At 64.5% G+C, this 23,555-nt stretch carries 18 protein-coding genes, 1 rRNA gene and 1 riboswitch; of the genes, 12 read left to right on the top strand and 7 right to left on the bottom strand.

Annotated features, from left to right (window positions below; all coding sequences use genetic code 11):
• Nucleotides 1–40: 40 nt before the first annotated feature.
• The 9 genes from pheT to argH all read left to right on the top strand — a co-directional run bounded on the left by pheT (nt 41) and on the right by argH (nt 11,654).
• Nucleotides 41–2,608, top strand: a complete 2,568-nt coding sequence (gene pheT / locus CU_RS05640) for a phenylalanine--tRNA ligase subunit beta (RefSeq protein WP_012360366.1) — start codon at nt 41–43, stop codon at nt 2,606–2,608.
• Nucleotides 2,609–2,803: 195 nt separating this feature from the next.
• Entirely contained in the window at nt 2,804–3,841 is a 1,038-nt protein-coding gene (argC, locus tag CU_RS05635) for an N-acetyl-gamma-glutamyl-phosphate reductase (RefSeq protein ID WP_012360365.1), read from the top strand.
• A 77-nt stretch (nt 3,842–3,918) separates the two neighbouring features.
• Nucleotides 3,919–5,121, top strand: a complete 1,203-nt coding sequence (gene argJ, locus CU_RS05630; protein WP_012360364.1) for a bifunctional glutamate N-acetyltransferase/amino-acid acetyltransferase ArgJ — start codon at nt 3,919–3,921, stop codon at nt 5,119–5,121.
• 27 nt (nt 5,122–5,148) lie between these two features.
• On the top strand, nt 5,149–6,063 hold the full coding sequence (argB, locus tag CU_RS05625) for an acetylglutamate kinase (RefSeq protein WP_012360363.1): 915 nt from the start codon (nt 5,149–5,151) through the stop codon (nt 6,061–6,063).
• A 48-nt stretch (nt 6,064–6,111) separates the two neighbouring features.
• Nucleotides 6,112–7,317, top strand: coding sequence for an acetylornithine transaminase (locus CU_RS05620; RefSeq protein ID WP_012360362.1), 1,206 nt, complete (start codon nt 6,112–6,114; stop codon nt 7,315–7,317).
• 27 nt (nt 7,318–7,344) lie between these two features.
• Nucleotides 7,345–8,283, top strand: a complete 939-nt coding sequence (gene argF / locus CU_RS05615; RefSeq protein ID WP_012360361.1) for an ornithine carbamoyltransferase — start codon at nt 7,345–7,347, stop codon at nt 8,281–8,283.
• Nucleotides 8,268–8,750 (top strand): arginine repressor, encoded by a 483-nt coding sequence (gene argR, locus CU_RS05610; protein ID WP_012360360.1) that lies wholly within the window; start codon nt 8,268–8,270, stop codon nt 8,748–8,750. Before argF ends, argR begins: the two co-directional genes overlap by 16 nt.
• Before the next feature lie 134 nt (nt 8,751–8,884).
• Nucleotides 8,885–10,084, top strand: coding sequence for an argininosuccinate synthase (locus tag CU_RS05605; RefSeq protein ID WP_012360359.1), 1,200 nt, complete (start codon nt 8,885–8,887; stop codon nt 10,082–10,084).
• Nucleotides 10,085–10,220: 136 nt separating this feature from the next.
• Complete coding sequence (gene argH, locus CU_RS05600; protein WP_187289755.1) at nt 10,221–11,654, top strand: argininosuccinate lyase; 1,434 nt, start codon at nt 10,221–10,223, stop codon at nt 11,652–11,654.
• A gap of 19 nt (nt 11,655–11,673) precedes the next feature.
• Here argH and CU_RS05595 read toward each other — a convergent pair whose 3' ends face one another.
• From CU_RS05595 to thiC, 7 genes are all read right to left on the bottom strand, one after another.
• Nucleotides 11,674–12,951, bottom strand: a complete 1,278-nt coding sequence (locus tag CU_RS05595) for a ThiF family adenylyltransferase (RefSeq protein WP_012360357.1) — start codon at nt 12,949–12,951, stop codon at nt 11,674–11,676.
• 2 nt (nt 12,952–12,953) lie between these two features.
• Nucleotides 12,954–13,790 (bottom strand): thiazole synthase, encoded by an 837-nt coding sequence (locus CU_RS05590; RefSeq protein ID WP_012360356.1) that lies wholly within the window; start codon nt 13,788–13,790, stop codon nt 12,954–12,956.
• A 92-nt stretch (nt 13,791–13,882) separates the two neighbouring features.
• A complete protein-coding gene (gene thiS, locus CU_RS05585) occupies nt 13,883–14,089 on the bottom strand; it encodes a sulfur carrier protein ThiS (protein WP_012360355.1) in 207 nt (68 codons plus the stop codon).
• 73 nt (nt 14,090–14,162) lie between these two features.
• Nucleotides 14,163–15,383: a glycine oxidase ThiO gene (thiO, locus tag CU_RS05580; protein ID WP_041628483.1), complete on the bottom strand. Its 1,221-nt coding sequence runs from the start codon at nt 15,381–15,383 to the stop codon at nt 14,163–14,165.
• Between the two features lie 112 nt (nt 15,384–15,495).
• Nucleotides 15,496–16,662, bottom strand: a complete 1,167-nt coding sequence (locus CU_RS05575) for an MFS transporter (RefSeq protein WP_012360353.1) — start codon at nt 16,660–16,662, stop codon at nt 15,496–15,498.
• 9 nt (nt 16,663–16,671) lie between these two features.
• Entirely contained in the window at nt 16,672–17,334 is a 663-nt protein-coding gene (locus tag CU_RS05570; protein WP_392389288.1) for a thiamine phosphate synthase, read from the bottom strand.
• A 79-nt stretch (nt 17,335–17,413) separates the two neighbouring features.
• Complete coding sequence (gene thiC, locus CU_RS05565; RefSeq protein ID WP_012360351.1) at nt 17,414–19,234, bottom strand: phosphomethylpyrimidine synthase ThiC; 1,821 nt, start codon at nt 19,232–19,234, stop codon at nt 17,414–17,416.
• A riboswitch (TPP riboswitch) is annotated at nt 19,234–19,347 on the bottom strand. (Overlaps the previous gene by 1 nt.)
• Before the next feature lie 171 nt (nt 19,348–19,518).
• On the opposite strand from thiC, the gene CU_RS05560 reads away from it, so the two are divergent.
• From CU_RS05560 to CU_RS05550, 3 genes are all read left to right on the top strand, one after another.
• Entirely contained in the window at nt 19,519–19,692 is a 174-nt protein-coding gene (locus tag CU_RS05560; RefSeq protein WP_041628482.1) for a Trm112 family protein, read from the top strand.
• Between the two features lie 33 nt (nt 19,693–19,725).
• Nucleotides 19,726–21,036: a tyrosine--tRNA ligase gene (tyrS, locus tag CU_RS05555; protein WP_012360349.1), complete on the top strand. Its 1,311-nt coding sequence runs from the start codon at nt 19,726–19,728 to the stop codon at nt 21,034–21,036.
• A gap of 844 nt (nt 21,037–21,880) precedes the next feature.
• Nucleotides 21,881–23,401, top strand: a 16S ribosomal RNA gene (locus CU_RS05550).
• Nucleotides 23,402–23,555: the final 154 nt, after the last annotated feature.

Raw genomic sequence — 23,555 nt, 5'->3', positions numbered from 1 at the left:
CGCTCCACAACTCTTCTGGCAAAAGGACCTTTTCAAGCACATGTTGATTTCTCAGAACTGGCTCACTCGGATCCTGCAGACCGCGAACCCTAGCTGGTCTGTGGACTCCGAAGACCTCGACGCAGGCTTCGTCCGCGTCGGCTTCGAGACGGAGGGCTACGAGCGCCTCCCGAAGACCGAGGGCCCACTCGTCATCGGCAAGGTGAGCAACATCGAGGAGCTGGAGGGCTTCAAGAAGCCGATCCGCTACTGCGAGGTCGCCGTCGGCGAGGCCAATGGCACCGGCGAGCCGCAGAACATCATCTGTGGTGCCCGCAACTTCGCGGAGGGCGACTACGTGATCGTCGCGCTGCCGGGCACCGTGCTGCCTGGCCCATTCGAGATCTCCGCCCGCAAGACCTACGGCAAGGTCTCCGAGGGCATGATGTGCTCCGCTTCCGAGCTCGGCCTCTACGACGGCACGAGCCCGGGGATCATCACCGTCTCCGAGGAGGAGATCAAGGCCAACGGTCTCGGCATCGGTGACGACGCCCGCGGCCTGCTCGGCCTGGACGACACCGTCTTTGAGGTCAACGTCACCCCGGACCGCGGCTACGCGCTGTCCGCGCGAGGCCTGGCTCGCGAGCTGGCGTCCTCCTTCGAGCTGCAGTACCGCGACCCGGCGCTTGATCCGGCGGCAGCAGCCCTCGACGATGACCTCTTCGCGGGCATCCCGGGCATCGAGGAGGACATCCTCACCCTTGAGGTCGCGGAGGACGCCAAGTGCTCCCTCTTCGGTATCCGCAAGGTTGAGGGCATTGATCCGAAGGTCGAATCCCCACTGTGGCTGCAGCGCGAGCTGATGCTCTGCGGCCAGCGCCCGGTCAACGCCGCCACGGACGTCACGAACTACGTCATGATGCTGCTCGGCCAGCCGATGCACGCTTTTGATGCCGGCAAGATCACCGGCAACCTGCGGGTGCACCGCGCCGCTGAGGGCGACACCCTGACCACCCTGGACGGTGTGGAGCGGACCCTGTCCAGCGAGGACGTCGTCATTTCCGACGACTCCGGAATCCAGTCCCTGGCTGGTGTGATGGGTGGCAGCACCTCCGAGATCTCCGATGAGACGGTCGATGTGCTCTTCGAGGCCGCCCACTGGGACGAGCTCACCGTGGCCCGCACTTGCCGCCGCCACAAGCTCTCCTCTGAGTCTTCTCGCCGCTTCGAGCGCGGCACCGACGCCGCGGTCATCGGCAATGCCCTGGACTTCGCGGTTTCGCTGCTCGTCCGCATTGCCGGCGGCAAGGTGGTGAACGGTCGCACCATGGTCGGCGAGGTGCCGAGCATGCCGACGATCAAGATGCACACCAACCGTCCGGGCAAGGTCGCGGGCATGATCTACCCGGACGGCACCACGATCGGTCGCCTCCGTGAGGTGGGCTGCACCGTCCGCGAGACTGGGCTGCGCGACGGTCAGGGTGCCCGTCAGATTGAGGTCACCCCGCCGACCTGGCGCCCGGATCTGACTATCCCGGCCGACCTGGTGGAGGAAGTTCTCCGCCTCGAGGGCCTGGAGAACATCCCATCGGTCCTGCCGCACGCACCGGTTGGCCGCGGTCTGACGCCACGCCAGCGCCTGCGCCGCCGCGTCGGCCACGCGATGGCCTGGAATGGCTTTGCTGAGATCCTGCCGACCCCGTTTATCGCCAATGATGTCTTCGACGAGTGGGGGCTGGCCGAGGATGATCCTCGTCGCAACGTGGTGAAGGTTCAGAACCCGCTGGAATCCGATCACGCATCCCTGGGCACCACGCTGTTGCCATCCATGATTGATGCGCTGCGTCGCAACTCCGCGCGTGGCCAGAAGGATGTCGCCCTGTTCGGTGTGGAGCAGGTTTCCCTGCCGCGTCTGCCGGAAAGCGAGCGTAAGCCGACCCCGATGCCCGCCGTGACCCAGCGACCGTCCGAGGCGGAGCTGGACGAGCTGGCCCAGACCCTGCCGGAGCAGCCGCTCTACGTGGCGATGGTCGCAGCCGGCCAGCGTGCCCTGCAGGGCCCGTGGGGCGGCGCGGAGAACTTCGAGGCTCAGGATGCCTTCGAGGCCGCCCGCCTGATCGGGCGTGCGGCGGGTGTGGAAGTGGAGTTCCGGAATGCGGAGTTCCTGCCGTGGCACCCGGGCCGCTGCGCGGAGATCCTGGTCGACGGCACCGTGGTGGGGCATGCGGGCGAGCTGCACCCACAGGTCTGCGAGCGGTCCAACATCCCGGCCCGGAGCATCGCGCTCGAGATCGACCTGGATGCCCTTCCGGTCGCGGAGCGCTTCCCGCAGCCGAAGGTGTCGGCCTTCCCGCCGGTCTATCAGGACGTCGCCCTCGTGGTCGACGAGGACCTGCCGGTCGCCGAGGTGCAGAAGGTGCTGCAGGAGGGGGCAGGCGAGCTCCTGGAGAGCATCCGCCTGTTCGATATCTACGAGTCGGAATCGCTGGGTCAGGGCAAGCGTTCGTTGACCTTCTCCCTGAGCTTCCGCGCGACGGATCGCACTCTGACCGAGGACGAGGCATCGGAGGGTCGCCGTGCAGCCATCGACGCCGCCACGGCGAAGCTGGGGGCCGAGCTGCGCTCTTAAGACACAGCTTCGCTCCTAAGACGCAGCTGCGCTCCTAACGCGCAAGTGCATTCTTAATATGCACCCTTGTTGCTGGGGGAGAATCCTCTAGAGCGCGACCCTTATACAGCCCGCGAGGACCAACCTCGCGGGCTGTATATTTTGCATAAGCGTGTATATATTGCATTTTCCTGTGATCGGGCGCATAATTAAAGAATGAAGAAGATTGCAGTCGCAGGAGCCAGCGGTTACGCAGGTGGGGAAGCCCTCCGCTTGCTGCTCAACCACCCGGGATACGGCGTGGACTTCGAGATCGGAGCCCTCACCGGGGGATCCAACGCAGGCCAGAACTTCGGGGAACTCGCCCCGGCACTGACCCCTTTGGCGGACCGCACCCTCCAGCAGACCACCCCGGAGGTGCTCGCCGAGCACGACATGGCGATCCTCGCCCTCCCGCACGGTGTCTCCGCCACCCTCGTGGAGCAGGGCCTGCCGGAGGACATGAAGATCGTGGACTGTGGTGCGGATTACCGGCTGCGCAACGAAGACCTGTGGGAGCGCTACTACGGCACCCCCCATGCCGGAAGCTGGACCTATGGCATCCCCGAGATGCCCGGGCACCGCGAGGAGATCGCCGCTGCCAACCGCGTCGCCGCTCCCGGCTGCTTCCCAACCGGCGCGACCATCGCCGCCATGCCCGGCATCGCCGCCGGCATGATGGCCCCGCAGGTCTCCGTCGTTTCTGTCACGGGTGTCTCCGGCGCCGGCAAGAAGCCCAGCGTGGCCCTACTCGGTGCTGAAACCATGCAGAACCTCCGCGCCTACGGTGTCATGACCCACCGCCACGCACCGGAGATTAAGCAGAATCTCCTCGAGCTCGTCCCGGGCGGGGACCAGGGGGATGACGTCCACGTGACCTTCACCCCCGTCCTGGCTCCGCTCGTGCGCGGCATCCTCACCACCGTCACCGCACCGGCCCGCGGCAGCGCCGCCGACGTCCGACGTGCCTACGAGGACTTCTGCGCAACCGAGCCTTTCCTGCACCTCCTGCCGGAAGGCCAGCAGCCAGAGACCCGCCACGTCGCCGGAACCAACATGGTTCACCTGCAGGTAGCCGTGGACGACGGGATGATCGTCGCCACCTCCGCGATCGACAATCTCACCAAGGGCACTGCGGGAGCCGCTGTACAGTGCCTCAACCTGATGAACGGGTGGGACGAGACCGCGGGTTTGCCGACCATCGCGGCGTCCTAACACCAGCGGCGACCTCAACCCCCGAAGAATAAGCCCACCACAACAATCCCTTCGAAGAAGTAGAAGAAGAGCACGCAGTGAGCACTCAGCCTGAACACCACAACCCACAAGCCGGTCAGCGCACCGGAGTCACCGCACCGGCTGGCTTCCGCGCTGCCGGTGTTACCGCAGGCGTCAAGCCCTCCGGAAACCCGGACATGGCCCTCATCGTGAACGACGGCCCCGACTACCACGCCGCCGCGCTGTTTACCCGCAACCAGATCAAGGCTGCCCCGGTCCAGCTGACCAAGTCGCTGCACAACGGCACCTTCCGCGCCGCCGTCATCAACGCCGGTAACGCGAATGCCTGCACGGGGGAGCAGGGCATGGCGGATGCCAAGCGCACCGGCGAGCTCGTCGGCACCGCGCTGGGTATTGATCCCGCTGACGTGGCCGTGTGCTCCACCGGCCTGATCGGCGACCTGCTGCCGATGGACAAGATCGAGGCGGGAGTCGGTGCGCTGGCCTCAGCGCTCTCCACCGACCTCGAGGCCGGCACCAAGGCTGCCGAGGCGATCATGACCACGGATACCGTCATCAAGCAGGCGGTCTACGAGGGCGAGGGCTGGAGTATTGGTGCGATGGCCAAGGGCGTGGGCATGATGGCGCCATCCCTGGCCACGATGCTCGTTTTCCTCACCACCGACGCCAAGCTCCCCAGCGCAGAGGCTGCCCAGGAGGCGCTGGGGGCCGCTAGCGGGGTCACCTTCGACTGCATCGACGTGGACGGTTCCACCTCCACCAACGACACCCTCATCATGCTCGCCAACGGTGCCTCCGGTGTGGAGCCGGACGCCGCCGAGTTCGCCCGTGCAGTCCACGATGTCTGCCTGGACCTCACCCGCCAGCTGCAGGGCGACGCCGAGGGCGTGACTAAAAAGGTCGCGATCACCGTCACCGGCGCCGCCACCGACGAGGAGGCCAAGGCCGCCGCCCGCGTCATCGGTCGCGACAACCTCTTCAAGTGCGCGATGTTCGGCTCCGACCCGAACTGGGGTCGCGTGCTCGCCGCCGTCGGCATGGCCCCGGTAACCATGGACCCGACGAGGATCCGAGTGTCCTTCAACGGCCACGACGTCTGCGTCGACGCCGCCGGAACCCCGAACGCCCGCGAGGTTGACCTCTCGGGTGAGGACATCGACGTCGAGGTCAACCTCGCCAGCGGCGACGGCAAGGCCACCGTCTGGACCACCGACCTGTCCTACTCCTACGTCGAGATCAACTCCGAGTACTCGAGCTAAACGCCAGCGGTAACCCAAGGATTCACCATGCCTAAGATTCACGATTCCTCCTGCACCAGCGGGCTGACCCCCTCGCAGCGCTCCCACGTGCTGGCCGAGGCCCTGCCATGGCTGCTGCACTACCGCGACAAAATCGTGGTTGTGAAGTACGGCGGCAACGCCATGATTGACGACGAGCTCAAGCGCGCCTTCGCCGCCGACATGGTCTTCCTCCGCGCGGTCGGTGCGCGCCCCGTCGTCGTGCACGGCGGCGGGCCACAGATCAACATGATGCTCGACAAAGTCGGCCTGGAAGGGGAGTTCCGCGGCGGCTTCCGCGTGACCTCGCCTGAGGTCATGGAGTACGTGCGCATGGTGCTCTTCGGCAAGGTCGGCCGCGAGCTGGTCGGCCTCATCAACGAGCACGGCCCCTACGCAGTGGGCGCCTCCGGGGAGGACGCCGGGCTGTTCACGGCCGAGAAATTCCAGCCCGAGATCGAAGGGGAACTGGTGGACATCGGCCGGGTCGGCAGCATCACCGACGTCGATCCCACCAGCCTGTTCGACCTCATCGATGCCGGCCGCATCCCGGTGGTCTCGACGATCGCCCCGGATGACGACGGTCTGGTCTACAACATCAATGCCGATACCGCCGCTGGTGCGTTGGCGGGGGCCCTGGACGCCGAGCGTCTCGTCATGCTCACCAACGTGCCGGGCCTCTACACGGATTGGCCGAACAAGGACTCGCTGGTCTCCAGCCTGACCCCGGCGGAGTTGGAGGAGCTCCTCCCGACCTTGGATAGCGGCATGATCCCGAAGATGACCGCCTGCCTGGATGCCATCCACAACGGCGTGAAGGCCGCCCACGTCATCGACGGACGCGTCCCGCACTCGGTGCTCCTCGAGCTGATGACCGAAGGCGGTATCGGCACGATGATTTCCTCCGAGTCTTACGAACACTAAACCCAGCACCAAAGGCTCTTCCGACGCACAACCCGAAGGATCAAGGCGATGAGCAACACTGAATCTCAAGCCACTCCCGCCACGGATTCGACGTGGCAGGACCGCTGGCAGCACACGCTAATGGACACTTACGGCACGCCGGCGCTGAACCTCGTTAAGGGGCAGGGCAGCTACGTCTGGGACAGCGAGGGCAAGAAGTACCTCGACCTGCTGTCCGGCATCGCGGTGAATGCCCTTGGGCATGCACACCCCGCGATCGTGGAGGCCGTGACCACCCAGCTGCAGACCCTGGGGCACACCTCGAACGTCTTCGCCCACCCGCAGGTCATCGAGCTTGCGGGCAAGGTGATCTCGCTGGTCGGCACCGAGGAGGCCGCGGACGCACGCGTGTTCTTCTGCAACTCGGGCGCCGAAGCCAACGAGGCTGCGTTCAAGATCGCGCGCGCTACCGGGCGGCCAAAGATTCTTGCCGCCGAGCGCGGCTTCCACGGGCGCACGATGGGTTCTCTGGCGCTGACTGGCCAGCCGGATAAGCGCAAGCCTTTCGAGCCGATGCCAGCGGGCGTGGAGTACTACCCCTACGGCGACCTCGACGCCGTCGACGCCATGGCCGACGAGAACACCGCCGCCATCTTTCTGGAGGCCATCCAGGGCGAGACTGGCGTGATCCCCGCCCCGGAGGGCTTCCTCGCCGGGCTGCGTCGCATCTGCGACGAGCGTGGGATTCTCCTCGTCGTCGACGAGGTCCAGGCGGGGATGGGACGCACCGGTGCCTGGTTTGGTTTCCAGTCCGATGGCTCCGGCGTTGTTCCGGACGTCATCACCATGGCCAAGGGGCTAGGCGGCGGGCTGCCGATCGGCGCCTGCCTGGCCATGCCCCGAGCCCAGCTGCTGGCCAAGGGCATGCACGGCACCACCTTCGGTGGGAACCCGGTGGTCTGTGCAGCAGCGAACGCCGTGATCGACGAAATCAATGAGAAAAACCTACTGGAGAACGTGCGGCAGGTTGGGGCGCAGCTGGTTGCCGCCCTGCAGAACCACCCGCGGGTCACCGAGATCCGCGGCCGTGGCTTGATGCTGGGGGTCGTCCTGGACACCCCATGCGAGCTAGACCCAGCGGACTACGGCATCTTGCTCAACAAGCCCTCGCCTGAGGTGCTGCGTATCGTGCCACCGCTGAACTTGAGCCCGACCGAGGCCGACGAGGCAGCGTTGAAGATCACCGCGATGCTCGACGACCTGCCGAACCCCTAACGAGACGTCGACGACAGAAAGCTAGAAATGACCCTTCCAGAAAAGAACACCAAGCCTCTGCGCCACATGCTGGCGGACGACGACCTCACCCCGGAAGAGCAGGCGCAGGTCCTGGACCTCGCGGAAAAGGTGAAGGCTGACCGCTACGGCAACCCCTTCCGTAATATCCTGGAGCGCCAGTCCGTGGCGGTGCTGTTCGATAAGACCTCCACCCGCACCCGCTTCTCCTTCAGCGCCGGCATCACCGAGCTGGGTGGCAGCCCGATCGTCGTGGACTCCGGCAGCTCCCAGATGGGCAAGGGGGAGACCTTCCAGGACACTGGCGCGGTGCTCTCCCGGTTCGCCAGCATGATCGTCTGGCGCACTGGTGCGCACAGCAACCTCGCCGAGATGGCCGAAACCGCGACAGTGCCGATCATCAACTCACTTTCCGATGACTTCCACCCCTGCCAGATCCTCGCTGACCTGCAGACCATCCGGGAGAAGAAGGGCAAGCTCGCCGGTCTGAAGGCCATCTATTTCGGCGACGGTGCCAATAACATGGCCAACAGCTACATGCTGGGCTTCGCCACCGCGGGCATCGACATCACGATCTGCGCCCCGGAGGGCTTCCAGCCAGAGGCAGAGTTCGTGGAGCGGGCGAAGAAGCGGGCCGCGGAGACGGGCTCCACCGTCACCGTGACGGACGAGGTCACCGCCGCGGACGCCGACGTCGTCATCACCGACACATGGGTGTCCATGGGCCAGGACCCGAACGTCGACCGCAGCGCCCTGCGCGCCTACCAGGTCAACGAGGAGCTCATGGCGGAGGCGAAGGAAGACGCGATCTTCCTGCACTGCCTGCCCGCGTACCGGGGCAACGAGGTCACCGCTGAGGTCATCGACGGCGAGCAGTCGGTGGTCTTCGACGAGGCCGAAAACCGCCTGCACGCGCAAAAGGCGCTGATGGTATGGCTGCTCCGTTAGACCGGTCTGCCACGCCGTCGAAGTCTGCCCGGCAGGCAGCCATCGCTCGGGTGATCGGCCAGCACCGGGTGGCGAACCAACGCGAGCTGCTCGACATCCTGCACACCATGGATATCGAGATCACGCAGGCCACGCTCTCCCGGGACCTCGTGGACCTGGGAGCCCGCAAGGTACGCACCGACGGCAAGTCCCACTACACCCTGGCGGAAGCCATGGTGGGGGACGGGCCCGCACACCTGCGCCGGGTGCTTTCCGAGCTGCTGGTCGCCCACGACGACTCCGGCAACATCGCGGTGCTGCGCACCCCGCCGGGGGCGGCCCAATACCTGGCCAGCGTCCTCGACCGCTCGGAACTGCCACAGACGGTGGGTACCATCGCGGGTGATGACACGGTCTTCGTGCTCGCCCGCGAAGGACACAGTGGGGCCCAGGTCGCGGAGTATTTCGCGGAGCTGGCCCGCGGCTAGCAACCGTGCCGGCGATCCGGTGGGAGAGCGGCCGTCCAGAATGGACGCCACTAGCCCGCGCCGGATGCTCAACAAAAAATCACAGCAACTAGAATCTTTAAAAGAAGAACAGAAAACGGGGAAAGGAAACCTCAATGAAGGATCGCGTCGTACTCGCATACTCCGGTGGCCTGGACACCACCGTCGCCATCAGCTGGATCGCCAAGGAGCGCAACGCTGAGGTCATCGCCGTGTCCATCGACCTGGGCCAGGGCGGCGAGGACATGGAGACCGTCCGCCAGCGCGCGCTCGGCGCCGGCGCCGTGGAGTCCATCGTGGTGGACGCCCGCGACGAGTTCGCCAACGACTACTGCCTGCCGACGATCAAGGCCAACGGTCTGTACATGAAGGAGTACCCGCTGGTCTCCGCGATCTCCCGCCCGCTGATCGTCAAGCACATGGCCGAGGCCGCCAAGGAGCACAACGGCACCGCCGTCGCCCACGGCTGCACCGGTAAGGGCAACGACCAGGTCCGTTTCGAGGTCGGCTTCGCCAACACCGCACCGGAGCTGGAGATCATCGCCCCGGCCCGCGATTACGCCTGGACCCGCGACAAGGCCATCGCCTTCGCTGAGGAAAACAACATCCCGATCGAGCAGTCCAAGTCCTCCCCGTTCTCCATCGACCAGAACGTCTGGGGCCGCGCCGTTGAGACCGGCTACCTGGAGGACCTGTGGAACGCCCCGACCAAGGACGTCTACGCCTACACCGAGGACCCGGCCCTGGGCCAGGCCCCGGATGAGGTCATCATCTCCTTCGAGTCCGGCGTGCCGGTGGCCATCGACGGCCGCAAGGTGACCGTCCTGGAGGCCATCGAGGAGCTCAACCGCCGCGCTGGTGCGCAGGGCGTGGGCCGCCTGGACATGGTCGAGGACCGCCTGGTGGGCATCAAGTCCCGCGAGATCTACGAGGCTCCGGGCGCGATGACCCTCATCCGCGCGCACGAGGCCATGGAGGCCGTGACCATCGAGCGCGAGCTGGCTCGTTACAAGCGCGGCATCGACGCCGAGTGGTCCGACCTGGTCTACGACGGCCTGTGGTTCTCCCCGCTGAAGCGTTCCCTGGATGCCTTCATCGAGGAGTCCCAGGAGCACGTCACCGGCGACATCCGCCTGGTGCTGCACGCCGGCAACATCATCATCAACGGCCGCCGTTCCGACCACTCCCTCTACGACTTCAACCTGGCCACCTACGACGAGGGCGATAGCTTCGACCAGTCCCTGGCCAAGGGCTTCGTGGAGCTGCACGGCCTGTCCTCCAAGATCGCCGCTAAGCGCGATATGGGCATCCTGTAATAGCCCCTTCCTGGCGGGCGGTCCCGTTCGTGGGGCTGCCCGCCGTTAGTTTCTTTCAGACCGACTTTCTTTCACGACGTCACTCACGGAGAGGAATCCTTCAATGGCAGATCACGGTGCGTCCAACCCCGGTTCGCTGGACAAGCACGGCACGAACGAGGGCGCGCTCTGGGGCGGCCGCTTTTCCGGCGGCCCTTCGGAGGCCATGTTCGCGCTGTCCGTGTCCACCCACTTCGACTGGGTGCTCGCCCCCTATGACGTGCTCGCCTCGAAGGCGCACGCCAAGGTGCTGAATCGGGCCGGGCTCCTCTCCGACGCCGACCTGGAGACCATGCTGAACGGGCTGGACCAGCTGGGTCGGGACGTCGCGGATGGTTCCTTCGTCCCCGCCCCCTCCGACGAGGACGTCCACGGCGCGATGGAGCGCGGCCTGATCGACCGGGTCGGCCCAGAGGTCGGCGGTCGCCTGCGCGCGGGACGTTCCCGCAATGACCAGGTGGCTGCGATGTTCCGCATGTGGATCCGCGATGCGATCCGCGATATCGCCGTCCAGGTCACCGAGCTCATCGACGCGCTGGCTGCCCAAGCGAAGGCTCACCCAGAGGCCATCATGCCGGGTAAGACTCACTCCCAGGCTGCCCAGCCGATCCTGCTGGCCCACTCGTTGCTGGCTCACGCCCAGCCGCTGCTGCGCGATCTCCAGCGCCTGCAGGACCTGGATAAGCGCCTGGCCGTCTCGCCCTATGGCTCGGGCGCGCTGGCTGGCTCCTCGCTGAAGCTGGACCCGGAGGCTATCGCAGAAGAGCTCGGCTTCGACTCTGCGGCGGATAACTCCCTGGATGGCACCTCCTCCCGCGACTTCGCCTCCGAGACGGCCTTCGTGCTGGCGCAGATCGCGGTGGACATGTCCCGCCTGGCCGAGGAGATCATCTACTGGTGCACCCCGGAGTACGGCTACGTCACGCTCTCCGATTCCTGGTCCACCGGCTCCTCGATCATGCCGCAGAAGAAGAACCCGGACGTGCCAGAGCTGGTGCGCGGCAAGACGGGTCGGTTGATCGGTAACCTCGCCGGCTTGATGGCCACCCTGAAGGGCCTCCCGCTGGCGTACAACCGCGACCTGCAAGAGGATAAGGAGCCGATCGTCGACTCGGTCGCGCAGCTCAACCTGCTGCTGCCGGCGATGACGGGCCTGGTGTCCACCCTGACCTTCCACGAGGACCGCATGCGCGAGCTCGCCCCGGCGGGCTTCACGCTCGCGACGGATCTGGCGGAGTGGATGGTGCGCCAGGGCGTGCCGTTCCGTGAGGCCCATGAGGCCTCGGGCTCCTGTGTTCGCATCGCGGAGTCCCGCGGCGTGGACCTCATCGACCTCACCGACGAGGAGCTCGCCTCCGTGGATTCCCGGCTCACCCCGGAGGTCCGCGAGGTGCTCACCATCGACGGCGCGGTGGCGTCCCGGTCGACCCGCGGCGGCACCGCTGGTGTGCGGGTAGCCGAGCAGCGCGAGCGCGTCGAGAAGCTCTCCGGTGAGCTGCGCGGGTGGGCGGAAAAGCCGGTCCGCGGCTAAGGAAAGAGCCTCGCGGAGTTTAGCCCCGCACCCCTCCGGGCAGGTTGTGCAGCGTGATTCCATACTCGCTGGCAGCCTGCCCGTATTTTTCGACGAAGTGCTGGCTGCGCACCCCGGAGGCACAGTAGACCACCGCGTCGGTGCCCTGGTGGCGGGCGAAGGCCTCGGCCACTGCAGGGGAGGCAACGTCCAGGGTGCCCGCGGGATCCGCGAGCGCGGACATCGCTAGGTGCTCGTCGGCGCCCTGCTCGCCGATGAAGCTCGGCTGGGCGAGGAGCGTTTCGTGGTACTCGCGGACGTCCACCGTGAAGGCCTTTCCGGTGCGGACGAGCTCGTGCAGAGCGGCGTTACTCGGTGCCTTCGCTGGGCGGGGGCCTGGGTCCTGGTCTGGCGTGGTGTGCGAGTCCTCCGGGGACTGGACTGCGCAGGCGGTAGTGGAGGATGCGGGGCCGTCGTTGGGGGACAGGGCCACGACTGGCTGGCGGCTCGGGTCGGGGGCGATACGGAAGCTCTGGGTGCGCGCGGTCAGCGCGTCGTAGCTCACAACCGTGCCCAGCAGCGGCTGGCCGACCCCGGTGACCCACTTGATGGCCTCCGTGGCCGCCAGCGCGCCCATCACCGCGGTGGTCGCACCCAACACGCCGGCGCTCGCGCAGTCGGGGATCGAATCTCCGCTTGGCTTCTCGGGGAACAGATCCCGCAGACCGATGCCGCGCTCACCGCTGGCGGTGGAGTTGAACACCGAGATTTGCCCTGCGAAGCGCAGGACCGTGGTCCAGACCAGGGGAGTACCGGAGATTTCGGCGGCATCAGCCACCAGGAATTTCGTGTCGAAATTATCCGAGCCATCAATGACCAGATCGACCTGCCGGAAGGCCTCGACGATATTCTCGGTGTCCAGTCGGCATCGGTGGGTCTCGACCCTGATATCTGGCTGGATTCGCTTCAGAGCGTCGCTGGCCGCATCCACCTTCGCCCGGCCGACATCCTCGGCCGAGAACAAGATCTGGCGGTGCAGGTTCGTGACGTCCACCGTGTCGTCGTCATAAAGCACGATCGTGCCCACCCCAGCCGAAGCCAGGGACTGCATCGCGGGGCAACCTAACCCGCCGGCCCCAACGACGAGCACGCGGGCGTCGTGCAGCCGCTGCTGCTCGGCGGCCCCGAAGCCTGGCAGGTTCAGGTGTCGGGCGGTCCGCCGTTGCTCCCGGTAGGGAAGCGAGACGAAGTCCCCGGCGGGGAATGCCTGGCCAGTTCCTGCTGCATCCGGTGAAGGAGTGTGTGCCGACTCAGCCACGTTTAGAGCACCTCCTCCGCCCAGTCTTCGTCCCAGGACGCCAGGCCCTCAAAGCTGGAGCTGGCCAGCGCACCCTCCGCGTGGGTGCGCTGCGGGATGCGACCCGCCGCGGCTGCCAGGCGGCCGGCCTCGACCGCGTGCTTCATGGCGGTGGCCATAGCGGCCGGATCCTGGCAGCGGTTGACGGCGCTGGCGAGCAGCACGCCGCTGCAGCCGAGCTCCATGGCTAGCGCGGCGTCCGATGCGGTGCCTACCCCGGCGTCGAGCAGCACTGGGACGGAGGCGCGGGCACAGATCAGCTCGATATTGTGCGGGTTGAGGATCCCCAGTCCCGTGCCGATCGGGGATCCCAGCGGCATGACGGCCGCTGCGCCGGCATCCTCCAAGCGCTTGGCGACTACGGGGTCGTCGCTGGTGTAGGCCAGCACTTCGAAGCCCTCGGCGACCAGCATTTCGCAGGTGTCCACCAGCTCCACCACGTCGGGCAGCAGGGTGCGGTCGTCGGCGATGAGTTCCAGCTTCACCCAGTTGGTGCCCAGTGCCTCGCGGGCGAGCTGGGCGGTGAGGATCGCATCTTTGGCGGTTCGGCAGCCAGCGGTATTCGGCAGGACGTCGATGCCCAGGCGGTTCAGCAGCCCGAAGACACTTTCGCCTCCTGCAGCACCGCTCGAGGTCCCAGCGGTGCCAGTGTTGTTGCCTGCCCGGAAGCGGCGCATCGCCACGGTGGTCAGCTGGGTACCGCTGGCTACCAGGGCCTTTTCAAGCAGTGTCTGACTGGTCGCCCCGCCGGTACCCATGATCAGGTGCGAGTCGAACTTCTTGCCTGCGATTTCAAGCATCTATGCCTTCTTCTTGTGCGTCTATCAGTGCCGTCGTTCCGGGGAGTGGGGGCATCGTGGGTGGCTCAGCCGAGTAAGCGGGAAAGCTGGCCTTAGCCACCCTGCACGGCGACGAGAATGTCGATCTCATCGCCGTCGGTCACCTCGCGGCTTTCCCACTGGCTGCGTGGAACGACCGCCTGGTTCAGTGCGATCGCGATGCCCGTGGCGTCCTTCTCACCGGTCTCGTTGGCGACGACCTCGGCGATTTTCAGGCCCTCGTCGCCCTGCCGCTCTTCCTGGTTCACCGTGTAATTCATTCTCAGCATCCTCTCGCTCGTCTTTCTCGAGGCGTTCTACTTGCCCATTATTCCCTAATCGCGGGCGACTGTTTTAGTGCGCACCTGCGTCGAAGCGGTCCCAGCGGCATGCCGCGAGGCTCGTCCCGGTGGCCTTTGCGGCCTCGTTCAACGCGGCATCGCCATCGTCCGCGCTGAGCCCCAGGTGTGCCGTCACCTTAGCGCCCAGCGCAGACAACAGGATTCCGTGCCGGAAGTAGCCCGCGGAGATGACCACATTCCCGCTGGTCTTGCCGATCAGTGGTAGGTCGTCGGGTGTGCCTGGGCGTTCCCCGGCAAGGGCTTCGATGAATTCGCAGTCCTCGATCCCGGGCACCACGCGGATAGCGTCGCGCAGCAATGTGTAGACCCCGTCGGCAGCGGGGGCCCGCCGTTCGTCCTCCCGCGTCGTCGCGCCCACGGCGATCGTGCCATCGGTGCGGGGGATGACGTAGATTGGCCGATCCTCGAAGAACCCCCGGATCACGCGCTCCACCGGGGCGGGCCTACCCTCAGCCACGCCAAGGCGGATCAGATCCCCGCGCACGGGCCGCACCGGTAAGGCAGGGGCGCCCTCGAGGGTTGCTGCTCCCACGCCGTTACAGATGTAGACGCTCCCGCTCACACCCAGCGCCGTGCCGTCGGCGAGCCGTACCGCGGTACACCTGTCGGCCTGTTCTGCGTGAGGGAGGTCGGCGTCAGACCCCGCCGCATCGCAGCCGTGTACCAGCCCGGTCGCCTTCTGCTCCACGAAGGTCGCGCCCTTCTTTTTCAGGACGTCGACGGCCGCCGCGCAGTACAGCCTGGGGTTGACTTGATGGTCGCCGGGAATCTCCACGGCGCCTGCGAGCTGCGGATGCAGCCCAGGCTCAAGCTTGCGGGCTTGACGGACAGGCAGCCGGGTGGCCGTCATGCCGTGGGCGCGCTGGTGCTCCAGCAACTCGGCGAGGTGGGTGGCGTCGGCCCGGTCAGCAGCGACGACGAGCGTGGACTCCTCCCGGTAACCGGTGGCCAAATCGGTGTGGGATTCCACAGCTTCGCGCAGCGCCGGCCACAGCTCGGCGGCGCGGATCATCAGGGGATAGAGCTCCTCCTGCCCGTACTGCACCTCGGCGACGGGGGCGAGCATGCCACCGGCCACCCATGAGGCACCGCTGATCGGGGCCGGATCGATGATCGCGATATCCTTCGCGGGCACACCGGCCCGCGTCAGTTCCACGGCGGTGCTGAGACCAATGATCCCGGCGCCGATAATCACGTGCTCGTAGCTACTCAAAGTGTCATTCTTTCTAGCGGCGCGCTTGCGCCACGAACTGCGTGGGCTGCAGAAGCGCATCCCGCGGTTGTAGATAGTGCTTCTCGGAAAACGGACAAGGTCTTCGGCTGCCTCATGTGCGGTTAAGGTAGCCAGTTCGGATCTGCCAGCTGCGCAGCACTGCAGCGGCCACCGCGATGGCGGTCAAAACGGCGAAGGGGACTGACGGACCCACTCGCGGCTCCAGCACCTGCATCAGCGGAGGCAGGGCGAAACCCACGTAGGTTGCGACGTAGTAGGCCCCGAGGACGCGGCCACGGTGCGAAGCAGGGGAGTAGGCGTTGACGTCCAGTAGACCGTCGCGCAGGCAAAGGCCATAGCCGAGCCCGAGCAGCACAGTGGCCAGGAAGAATAGCGGCAGTGAGGGGGCCTCGCCGCCGAGGGCGACGACGAGGAAACCGGCCCCTGCGCACAGGATGCCCACCACTCCGGATCCCGGGCCCCAGCCCCAGCGACGCCCGGCCGCTTGGATCGCCAGGCCCGCGCCGAAGCCCACCGCTGCGGCGATCCCAGGCAGGAATACCCCGGTCTCGAAGTATTCAGCGACCCGCGCGGCTAATCCCACAAAGGCCGTGGTGATCGCCGCGAAGACCCACATCGCCACCGGCACCGAGGTAGCCAGCGCCTTGCGGGATGAGGCACTCGGATCGACCTGCGGATCCTCCGCGACGGCCAGGATCCGCCGGGGCATGTCACCAGTGCGCAGCGAAAACACCACGGCCATGAGTGAGGCGATGATGCTCAGCACAAAAGGCAGCCAGAGTGGCGAGAATGCGAACTCGGCGAGCCCGGAGATGACCGGCCCCAGCGCGAAGCCTGAGGTGAGAACGATGCCAGCGAGAGTCGAGCCCGCAGCTCCATTCAGCCGGGCCGCCCACGCGGTGCCCGCGCTGACGACAAGCCCTACACCCAGTCCGACGATGAAGCGGCCGGTGAGCAGCCCAGGCGCCCCGTGGAAGAGCATGAGGATGCTGTTACCCACCACCGCGATGAGCGAGCCCGCCAATGCCACCAGACGTCCGCCGAACCGGTCGGCCAGCGCACCGCCGACAAGAAGGCTCGGCACCAAACCCAGCGCGTAGATCCCATATGCGCCGTTAACCAGCAGCGGCGACAGGTTGAGTTGCTCGCGCAGCGCCACGAGCACGGACGCGAAGTGATTCGCCGACCAGCCCGCGGTGAGCAGGAGGGTAGCAACGCTGATAAAGACTCGGCGCGCTCTCGTTCCGGGTGTGCTCATAGGCCCTATCTAACGCTCGTTGGCCCCCGAAAACTGGGAAATCACGCTTGCGGCATAGGCCTTCGGATCCTCGGCCTGCATGATTCCGCGGACGATCGCCAACCCAGCCACACCCGTGGCAGCAAGATCTGCGGCGTCCTCGGCGCGGACGTCTCCGATCGCGACGACCGGCACCTCGGAGGCTGTGACCAGCGCAGGGTAGCCTTCCAGCCCGAGTGGATCGCGGCCTGAGTTTTTCGTCGGGGTGGGGCGGTAGGGCCCAGCACCGACGTAGTCGATGACGTCCGCGTAGGCGTTCGCGTCCTCCACCAGTTCCAGGGTGCCTGTGGTCAGCCCGATGATCGCGTCGTCTCCCAGCACAGCGCGCGCCAGGCGCGGGTCGAGGTCGTCTTGGCCGATGTGCACGCCGTGGATGTTGTGCTCTGTCATGAGGGCAGCGGCGACGTCCACGCGGTCGTCGATGAGGACCAACGTTCTCGGGTTCGTTTCGGCGACTGCCGCTGCGATCCGGATGGAAAGCTCCGTAAGCTGACGCACCGTGATCGGCTTGCTGCGCACCTGGATCACCCCGGCACCGCCGGCTGCTGCCTCAGCGGCGATCCGGGTGATCTCCTCGCACTCCTCGTCCCAGTCGAGGTCTGGGATGCGACCGGTGACGAGGTAGCAGGTCAGCGACCGGGGGTCTAGTGCGCGGGGAGTCACCGCCTGCGCGCCCTGGGCCGGGCCTGCGCCCGGCTGGTCCCCACCGTTATCAACTGTGTTGCACACTCGCATCATCCTCCAAGTAGATCTGCCCGCCACGTTCCAGGAACTCAGCGGACTTTTCGTCCATGCCAGCCTCGACTGCCGCGAGGACGTCCGCGTCGGCATGTGCTGCGTCCTCGGGCTGGCCGATGCTTGGTAGCCCCAGGTCTGCGGCCATCTTGTCGCCGAATTCGTCGCGAATGTCCTGGCTGATGCGCATCGAGCAGAACTTCGGGCCACACATCGAACAGAAGTGAGCGGTCTTCGCGGGCTCAGCCGGCAGCGTCTCGTCGTGGTACGCCTGCGCGGTGTCGGGGTCCAGCGAGAGCGCGAACTGGTCGTGCCAGCGGAACTCGAAGCGGGCCTTACTCATGGCATCGTCCCACTCGTGGGCGCCGGGATGGCCCTTGGCCACGTCTGCGGCGTGCGCGGCGAGCTTGTAGGTGATCACGCCGGTCTTCACGTCGTCCTTATTCGGCAGCCCCAGGTGCTCCTTCGGGGTGACGTAGCACAGCATCGCGGTGCCACCGGCAGCGATGTTCGCCGCGCCGATTGCGGAGGTGATGTGGTCATAACCCGGTGCGATATCCGTGACCAGCGGCCCAAGGGTATAGAACGGCGCGCCCCCGCACCATTCCTCTTCCTTCTCGTTGTTGATCTGGATCTTGTTCAGCGGCACATGTCCCGGGCCTTCGATCATGACCTGGACGTCGTAATCCCAGGCGCGCTTGCACAGTTCGCCGATGGTCTTCAGCTCCGCGAACTGGGCGGTGTCGTTGGCGTCGGCGATGGAGCCTGGCCGCAGACCGTCACCCAGGGAGAACGCGACGTCGTAGGCCGCGAAGATTTCGCACAGCTCATCGAAGTTCTCGTAGAGGAAGGACTCCTTGTGGTGGGCCAAGCACCAGCCCGCCATGATCGACCCGCCGCGGGAGACGATGCCGGTGACACGCTTGGATGTCAGCGGCACAAACGGCAAGCGCACGCCTGCATGCACGGTCATGTAGTCCACGCCCTGCTCGGCCTGCTCGATGACCGTGTCGCGGAAGATCTCCCAGGTCAGGTCCTCGGCCACGCCACCCACCTTCTCCAGTGCCTGGTAGATCGGAACGGTGCCGATCGGAACAGGGGAGTTGCGCAGGATCCATTCGCGGGTGGTGTGGATGTCGTTACCGGTGGACAGGTCCATGACGGTGTCCGCGCCCCAACGGGTCGCCCAGCGCAGCTTGTCCACTTCCTCGCGGATGGAGCTGGTCACCGCGGAGTTGCCGATGTTGGCGTTGATCTTGGTGAGGAACTGGTTACCGATGATCATCGGCTCGGATTCCGGGTGGTTGACGTTGTTCGGGATGATCGCCCGGCCGGAGGCCACCGCCGCGCGTACCTTCTCGACGTCGCAGTTCTCGCGCAGTGCGACGAACTCCATCTCGCGGGTGACCTCCCCGCGGCGGGCATAAGCCATCTGCGTCACGCGCTGCCCCTGCTTCGCTCGAAGTGGTGCGCGCTTCTCGCCACGCCATTCTTCGCTGGCTGCGCCGCGCTTGGCGGCCCGGGTGCCGTCGTCCAGCAGGTTGCGCTTCCGGCCCTCGTATTCCTCGACGTCACCGCGTTCCTGGATCCACTCGCTGCGCAGCGCGGGCAGGCCCACCTCCGGCTCCGCGTAGGGACCGCGGGTGCGGTAGATCTTCACCGGCTCGTTCGGTCCAGTGGGGGAATCGTCCAGGTCGATCGCGGTCTGCGGCACCTCGAGACCGTTGACCCGCAGGGGTTCGTAACGGTGCTTTGGGTGAATTTCGGACGCGTAAATATCTGCGTTTTGCGCGCTCATAAAGAGCCCCTCCAACTTCCTTCGCTGGTGCTAACCAGACAGGTTCAGACGGTTCCGCGCTGCCATGCGCGATCTCAGCCCCAGCCACATCAGGGGCGCCCGTATTTCGGTACGGCACCCACCATAGCGAACGCTTCGGACACGCAAACAATGAGTGAACCTGAAGCAGCAGCCAGGCGAGCGCGGCGTCCTAAAACAACAGCAATGAACACAGGGGAGAGGGCAGAAAGCGGGTAGGGGTAGCCAAGCGAACGGGAGGAAAAGATGTCGCTACAATGAGACGCATGATTGATCCGAAGCTTCTGGAGATCCTCGCCTGCCCGCAAGATAAGCAGCCGCTGGAGGATCACGGCGACTATCTGGTGAACCCGCGGCTGGGGCGTGCCTATCCGGTCTCCGATGGCATTCCGGTGCTGCTCACCGATGAGGCGGTCGACTGGCCGCTGGCAGAAGCTTAAAAACGATCACACATCTTTGACTGAGGAAAACACATGTCTAACGAGACGATTCAAAACTCCAACCTGGTTGACGAGCTGCAGTGGCGCGGGCTGATCGCCGACTCCACCGACCTTGATGAACTTCGCGAGCAGCTGAAGAACCCGACCGCGGTCTACTGCGGCTTCGACCCGACGGGCGATTCCCTCCACGCCGGCCACCTCGTGCCGTTGCTCCTGCTGCGTCGCTTCCAGCTGGCCGGGCACAAGGCTTTCGCCCTGGCGGGTGGTGCCACCGGCATGATCGGCGACCCGCGCGACGTAGGCGAGCGCTCCATGCTGACCGAGGAGCAGGTCGCCGAGAACGTGGAACACATCAAGAAGCAGCTGCGCGCTTTCCTCCTCTTCGAGGGAAGTGCTGAGCTCGAGGAGTCGGGCAAGGACCTGCACCCCGCGACGTTGGTCAATAACGCTGACTGGATCGGCAACATGTCCGTCATCCACTTCCTGCGCGACCTGGGCAAGAATTTCTCGCTGAACACGATGCTTTCCCGTGACACCGTGAAGCGTCGCCTCGCTGCCGACGGCATCTCCTACACCGAGTTCTCCTACATGCTGCTGCAGGCGAATGACTTCGTTCACCTGCACCGCGAGCACGACGTCTGCGTGCAGGTCGGTGGCTCCGATCAGTGGGGCAACATCGTCTCCGGTGTGGATCTTGTCCGTCGTATGGACGGGGATTCTGTCCACGGCCTGACGGTTCCGCTGGTTACGGACTCTGAGGGTAAGAAGTTCGGCAAGTCCACGGGTGGCGGCAACCTGTGGCTCGATCCGGAGCTGACGAGCCCGTACAGCTGGTACCAGTACTTCTTCAACACCGCCGACGCCGACGTGGTGAAGTTCCTCCGCATGTTCACCTTCCTGGACCGCGAGGAGATCGACCGACTTGCCGTGGAGGTCGCCGAGCGCCCGTTCAAGCGGGAGGCGCAGCGTGTTCTCGCCCAGGAGATGACGGCGCTGGTTCACGGTGAGGACGCCGTCGGCAAGGTCGAGCTGGCTGCCCAGGCACTGTTCGGTCGGGCTGATCTGAGCCACCTCGACGAGCAGACTCTTGCCGCAGCTCTGCAGGAGACGACGGTCGCGGAGGGTGCTGTTGGTGCAAGCCTCGTCGAGCTGCTCGTCGCCGCTGGTCTGGAGAAGTCCAATGGTGCGGCCCGCCGAACCATTAAGGAGGGCGGTGCGTACGTAAATAACGAGCGCATCGACGACGCCGAGTGGACCGTCTCTGTGGAGGACCTTCTGGTTGGCGGTTGGCTGGTGCTGCGTAAGGGGAAGAAGAACTTCGCCGGCGCGAAGATCAGCTCCTAGGCGAGCAGCGCTGCGCCGTTCTTGGTGTGAGCGCCGAAGCTGTTGAACAAACCCGGGCATCATTGACCATAACGATGCCCGGGTTTCCTGCTTCCACCTGGGGTTTTGTGTTTGTTGTGGGGTGTGTGTAGATTATTGATCTGCAAGGCCGACGGCGCTGATGCCGGGTGGTTGGATTTCCCTTCGGTCTTGTTTTCTTATCACCAAGCTTTGGTGAACGGTGAGTGATCGTGAGTTTTTCTCCGGTTTGCTTCTGGTTCATGTGGGTGATAAGCTCGGAATCCGCCTCAACGTGAAGCGCCACAGTGTTGTGGTTGTGGATTGTTGTGTGCATATGTTGTTTGAGAACTCAATAGCGTGATGAACCAAGCAGATCAACGGTTCTGACACACATTGTGTGTGTGGAATTTGTTTGATTTTTTATACATGACTTGGAACATGATGATGCAGTCTACTCTGACGCGCCACCGTTAATTGGTGGTGGGGAGTGGTTGATACGTGGGTGTTGTTCATGCCACCGACTGTCGCTTGATGCACTGTTTAGTGTGTTTCGGGGGCTTTGCGAAAAGGTCCTTGATGCAGGTGTCTACACAATGGTTTGTTGTGTAGTGATGGTCGTTAAATGTGGTGCATAACCAGCTCGACACATTTGTGTGTGGTGATTGGTTGTGAATACGCCTGAAGCTACGCTGGACGTTTTGTTTGGTGTGGTTTTCGTGTCTACTTATCAAGGATTGTTGTCATGTGTTTCTGAGTGACGATGTTAATTTCTTGTCAGTAGTTCTTTTATTATTTTTTGTTTAGCCAGTTGATGTTGGCTCTTCATTGTTTGGGCCTCATGGCTTTTATGGAGAGTTTGATCCTGGCTCAGGACGAACGCTGGCGGCGTGCTTAACACATGCAAGTCGAACGGAAAGGCCCCTGCTTGCAGGGGTACTCGAGTGGCGAACGGGTGAGTAACACGTGGGTGATCTGCCCTTCACTTCGGGATAAGCCTGGGAAACTGGGTCTAATACCGGATAGGACCAATCTTTAGTGTGGTTGGTGGAAAGTTTTTTCGGTGGAGGATGAGCCCGCGGCCTATCAGCTTGTTGGTGGGGTAATGGCCTACCAAGGCGACGACGGGTAGCCGGCCTGAGAGGGTGGACGGCCACATTGGGACTGAGACACGGCCCAGACTCCTACGGGAGGCAGCAGTGGGGAATATTGCACAATGGGCGGAAGCCTGATGCAGCGACGCCGCGTGAGGGATGACGGCCTTCGGGTTGTAAACCTCTTTCGCTAGGGAAGAAGCCTTCGGGTGACGGTACCTGGATAAGAAGCACCGGCTAACTACGTGCCAGCAGCCGCGGTAATACGTAGGGTGCGAGCGTTGTCCGGAATTACTGGGCGTAAAGAGCTCGTAGGTGGTTTGTCGCGTCGTCTGTGAAATTCCGGGGCTTAACTCCGGGCGTGCAGGCGATACGGGCAAACTGGAGTGCTGTAGGGGAGACTGGAATTCCTGGTGTAGCGGTGGAATGCGCAGATATCAGGAGGAACACCGATGGCGAAGGCAGGTCTCTGGGCAGTTACTGACACTGAGGAGCGAAAGCATGGGTAGCGAACAGGATTAGATACCCTGGTAGTCCATGCCGTAAACGGTGGGCGCTAGGTGTGGGGATTTTTCACGATTTCCGTGCCGTAGCTAACGCATTAAGCGCCCCGCCTGGGGAGTACGGCCGCAAGGCTAAAACTCAAAGGAATTGACGGGGGCCCGCACAAGCGGCGGAGCATGTGGATTAATTCGATGCAACGCGAAGAACCTTACCTGGGCTTGACATACACCGGATCGCTGCAGAGATGTAGTTTCCCTTCGGGGCTGGTGTACAGGTGGTGCATGGTTGTCGTCAGCTCGTGTCGTGAGATGTTGGGTTAAGTCCCGTAACGAGCGCAACCCTTGTCTTGTGTTGCCAGCACGTTGTGGTGGGGACTCACAAGAGACTGCCGGGGTTAACTCGGAGGAAGGTGGGGATGACGTCAAATCATCATGCCCCTTATGTCCAGGGCTTCACACATGCTACAATGGTCGATACAGTGGGTTGCGATGCCGTGAGGTGGAGCTAATCCCTGAAAGTCGGCCTCAGTTCGGATTGGAGTCTGCAACTCGACTCCATGAAGTCGGAGTCGCTAGTAATCGCAGATCAGCAACGCTGCGGTGAATACGTTCCCGGGCCTTGTACACACCGCCCGTCGCGTCATGAAAGTTGGTAACACCCGAAGCCAGTGGCCTAAACTTGTTAGGGAGCTGTCGAAGGTGGGATCGGCGATTGGGACGAAGTCGTAACAAGGTAGCCGTACCGGAAGGTGCGGCTGGATCACCTCCTTTCTAAGGAGTTTTTGTTTATTTGTTTGTGGGTGAATCGTGGGCATTAGAAACCCTTTTGATGGGGGTTTGCTTGCGTGTCCGCCAGTGACCGGTTGGTTGTTGGTGTGTGTTGTTGTGTTTCCGGGTTGTGTTGTTTGGTTTGTTGCGTTGTTGG

It is taken from the genome of Corynebacterium urealyticum DSM 7109 (genome assembly GCF_000069945.1).
In the GTDB taxonomy this organism is placed as follows: domain Bacteria; phylum Actinomycetota; class Actinomycetes; order Mycobacteriales; family Mycobacteriaceae; genus Corynebacterium; species Corynebacterium urealyticum.
Note: the sequence above shows the minus strand (reverse complement) of the source record. Positions and strands in the feature narration are given on the sequence as shown.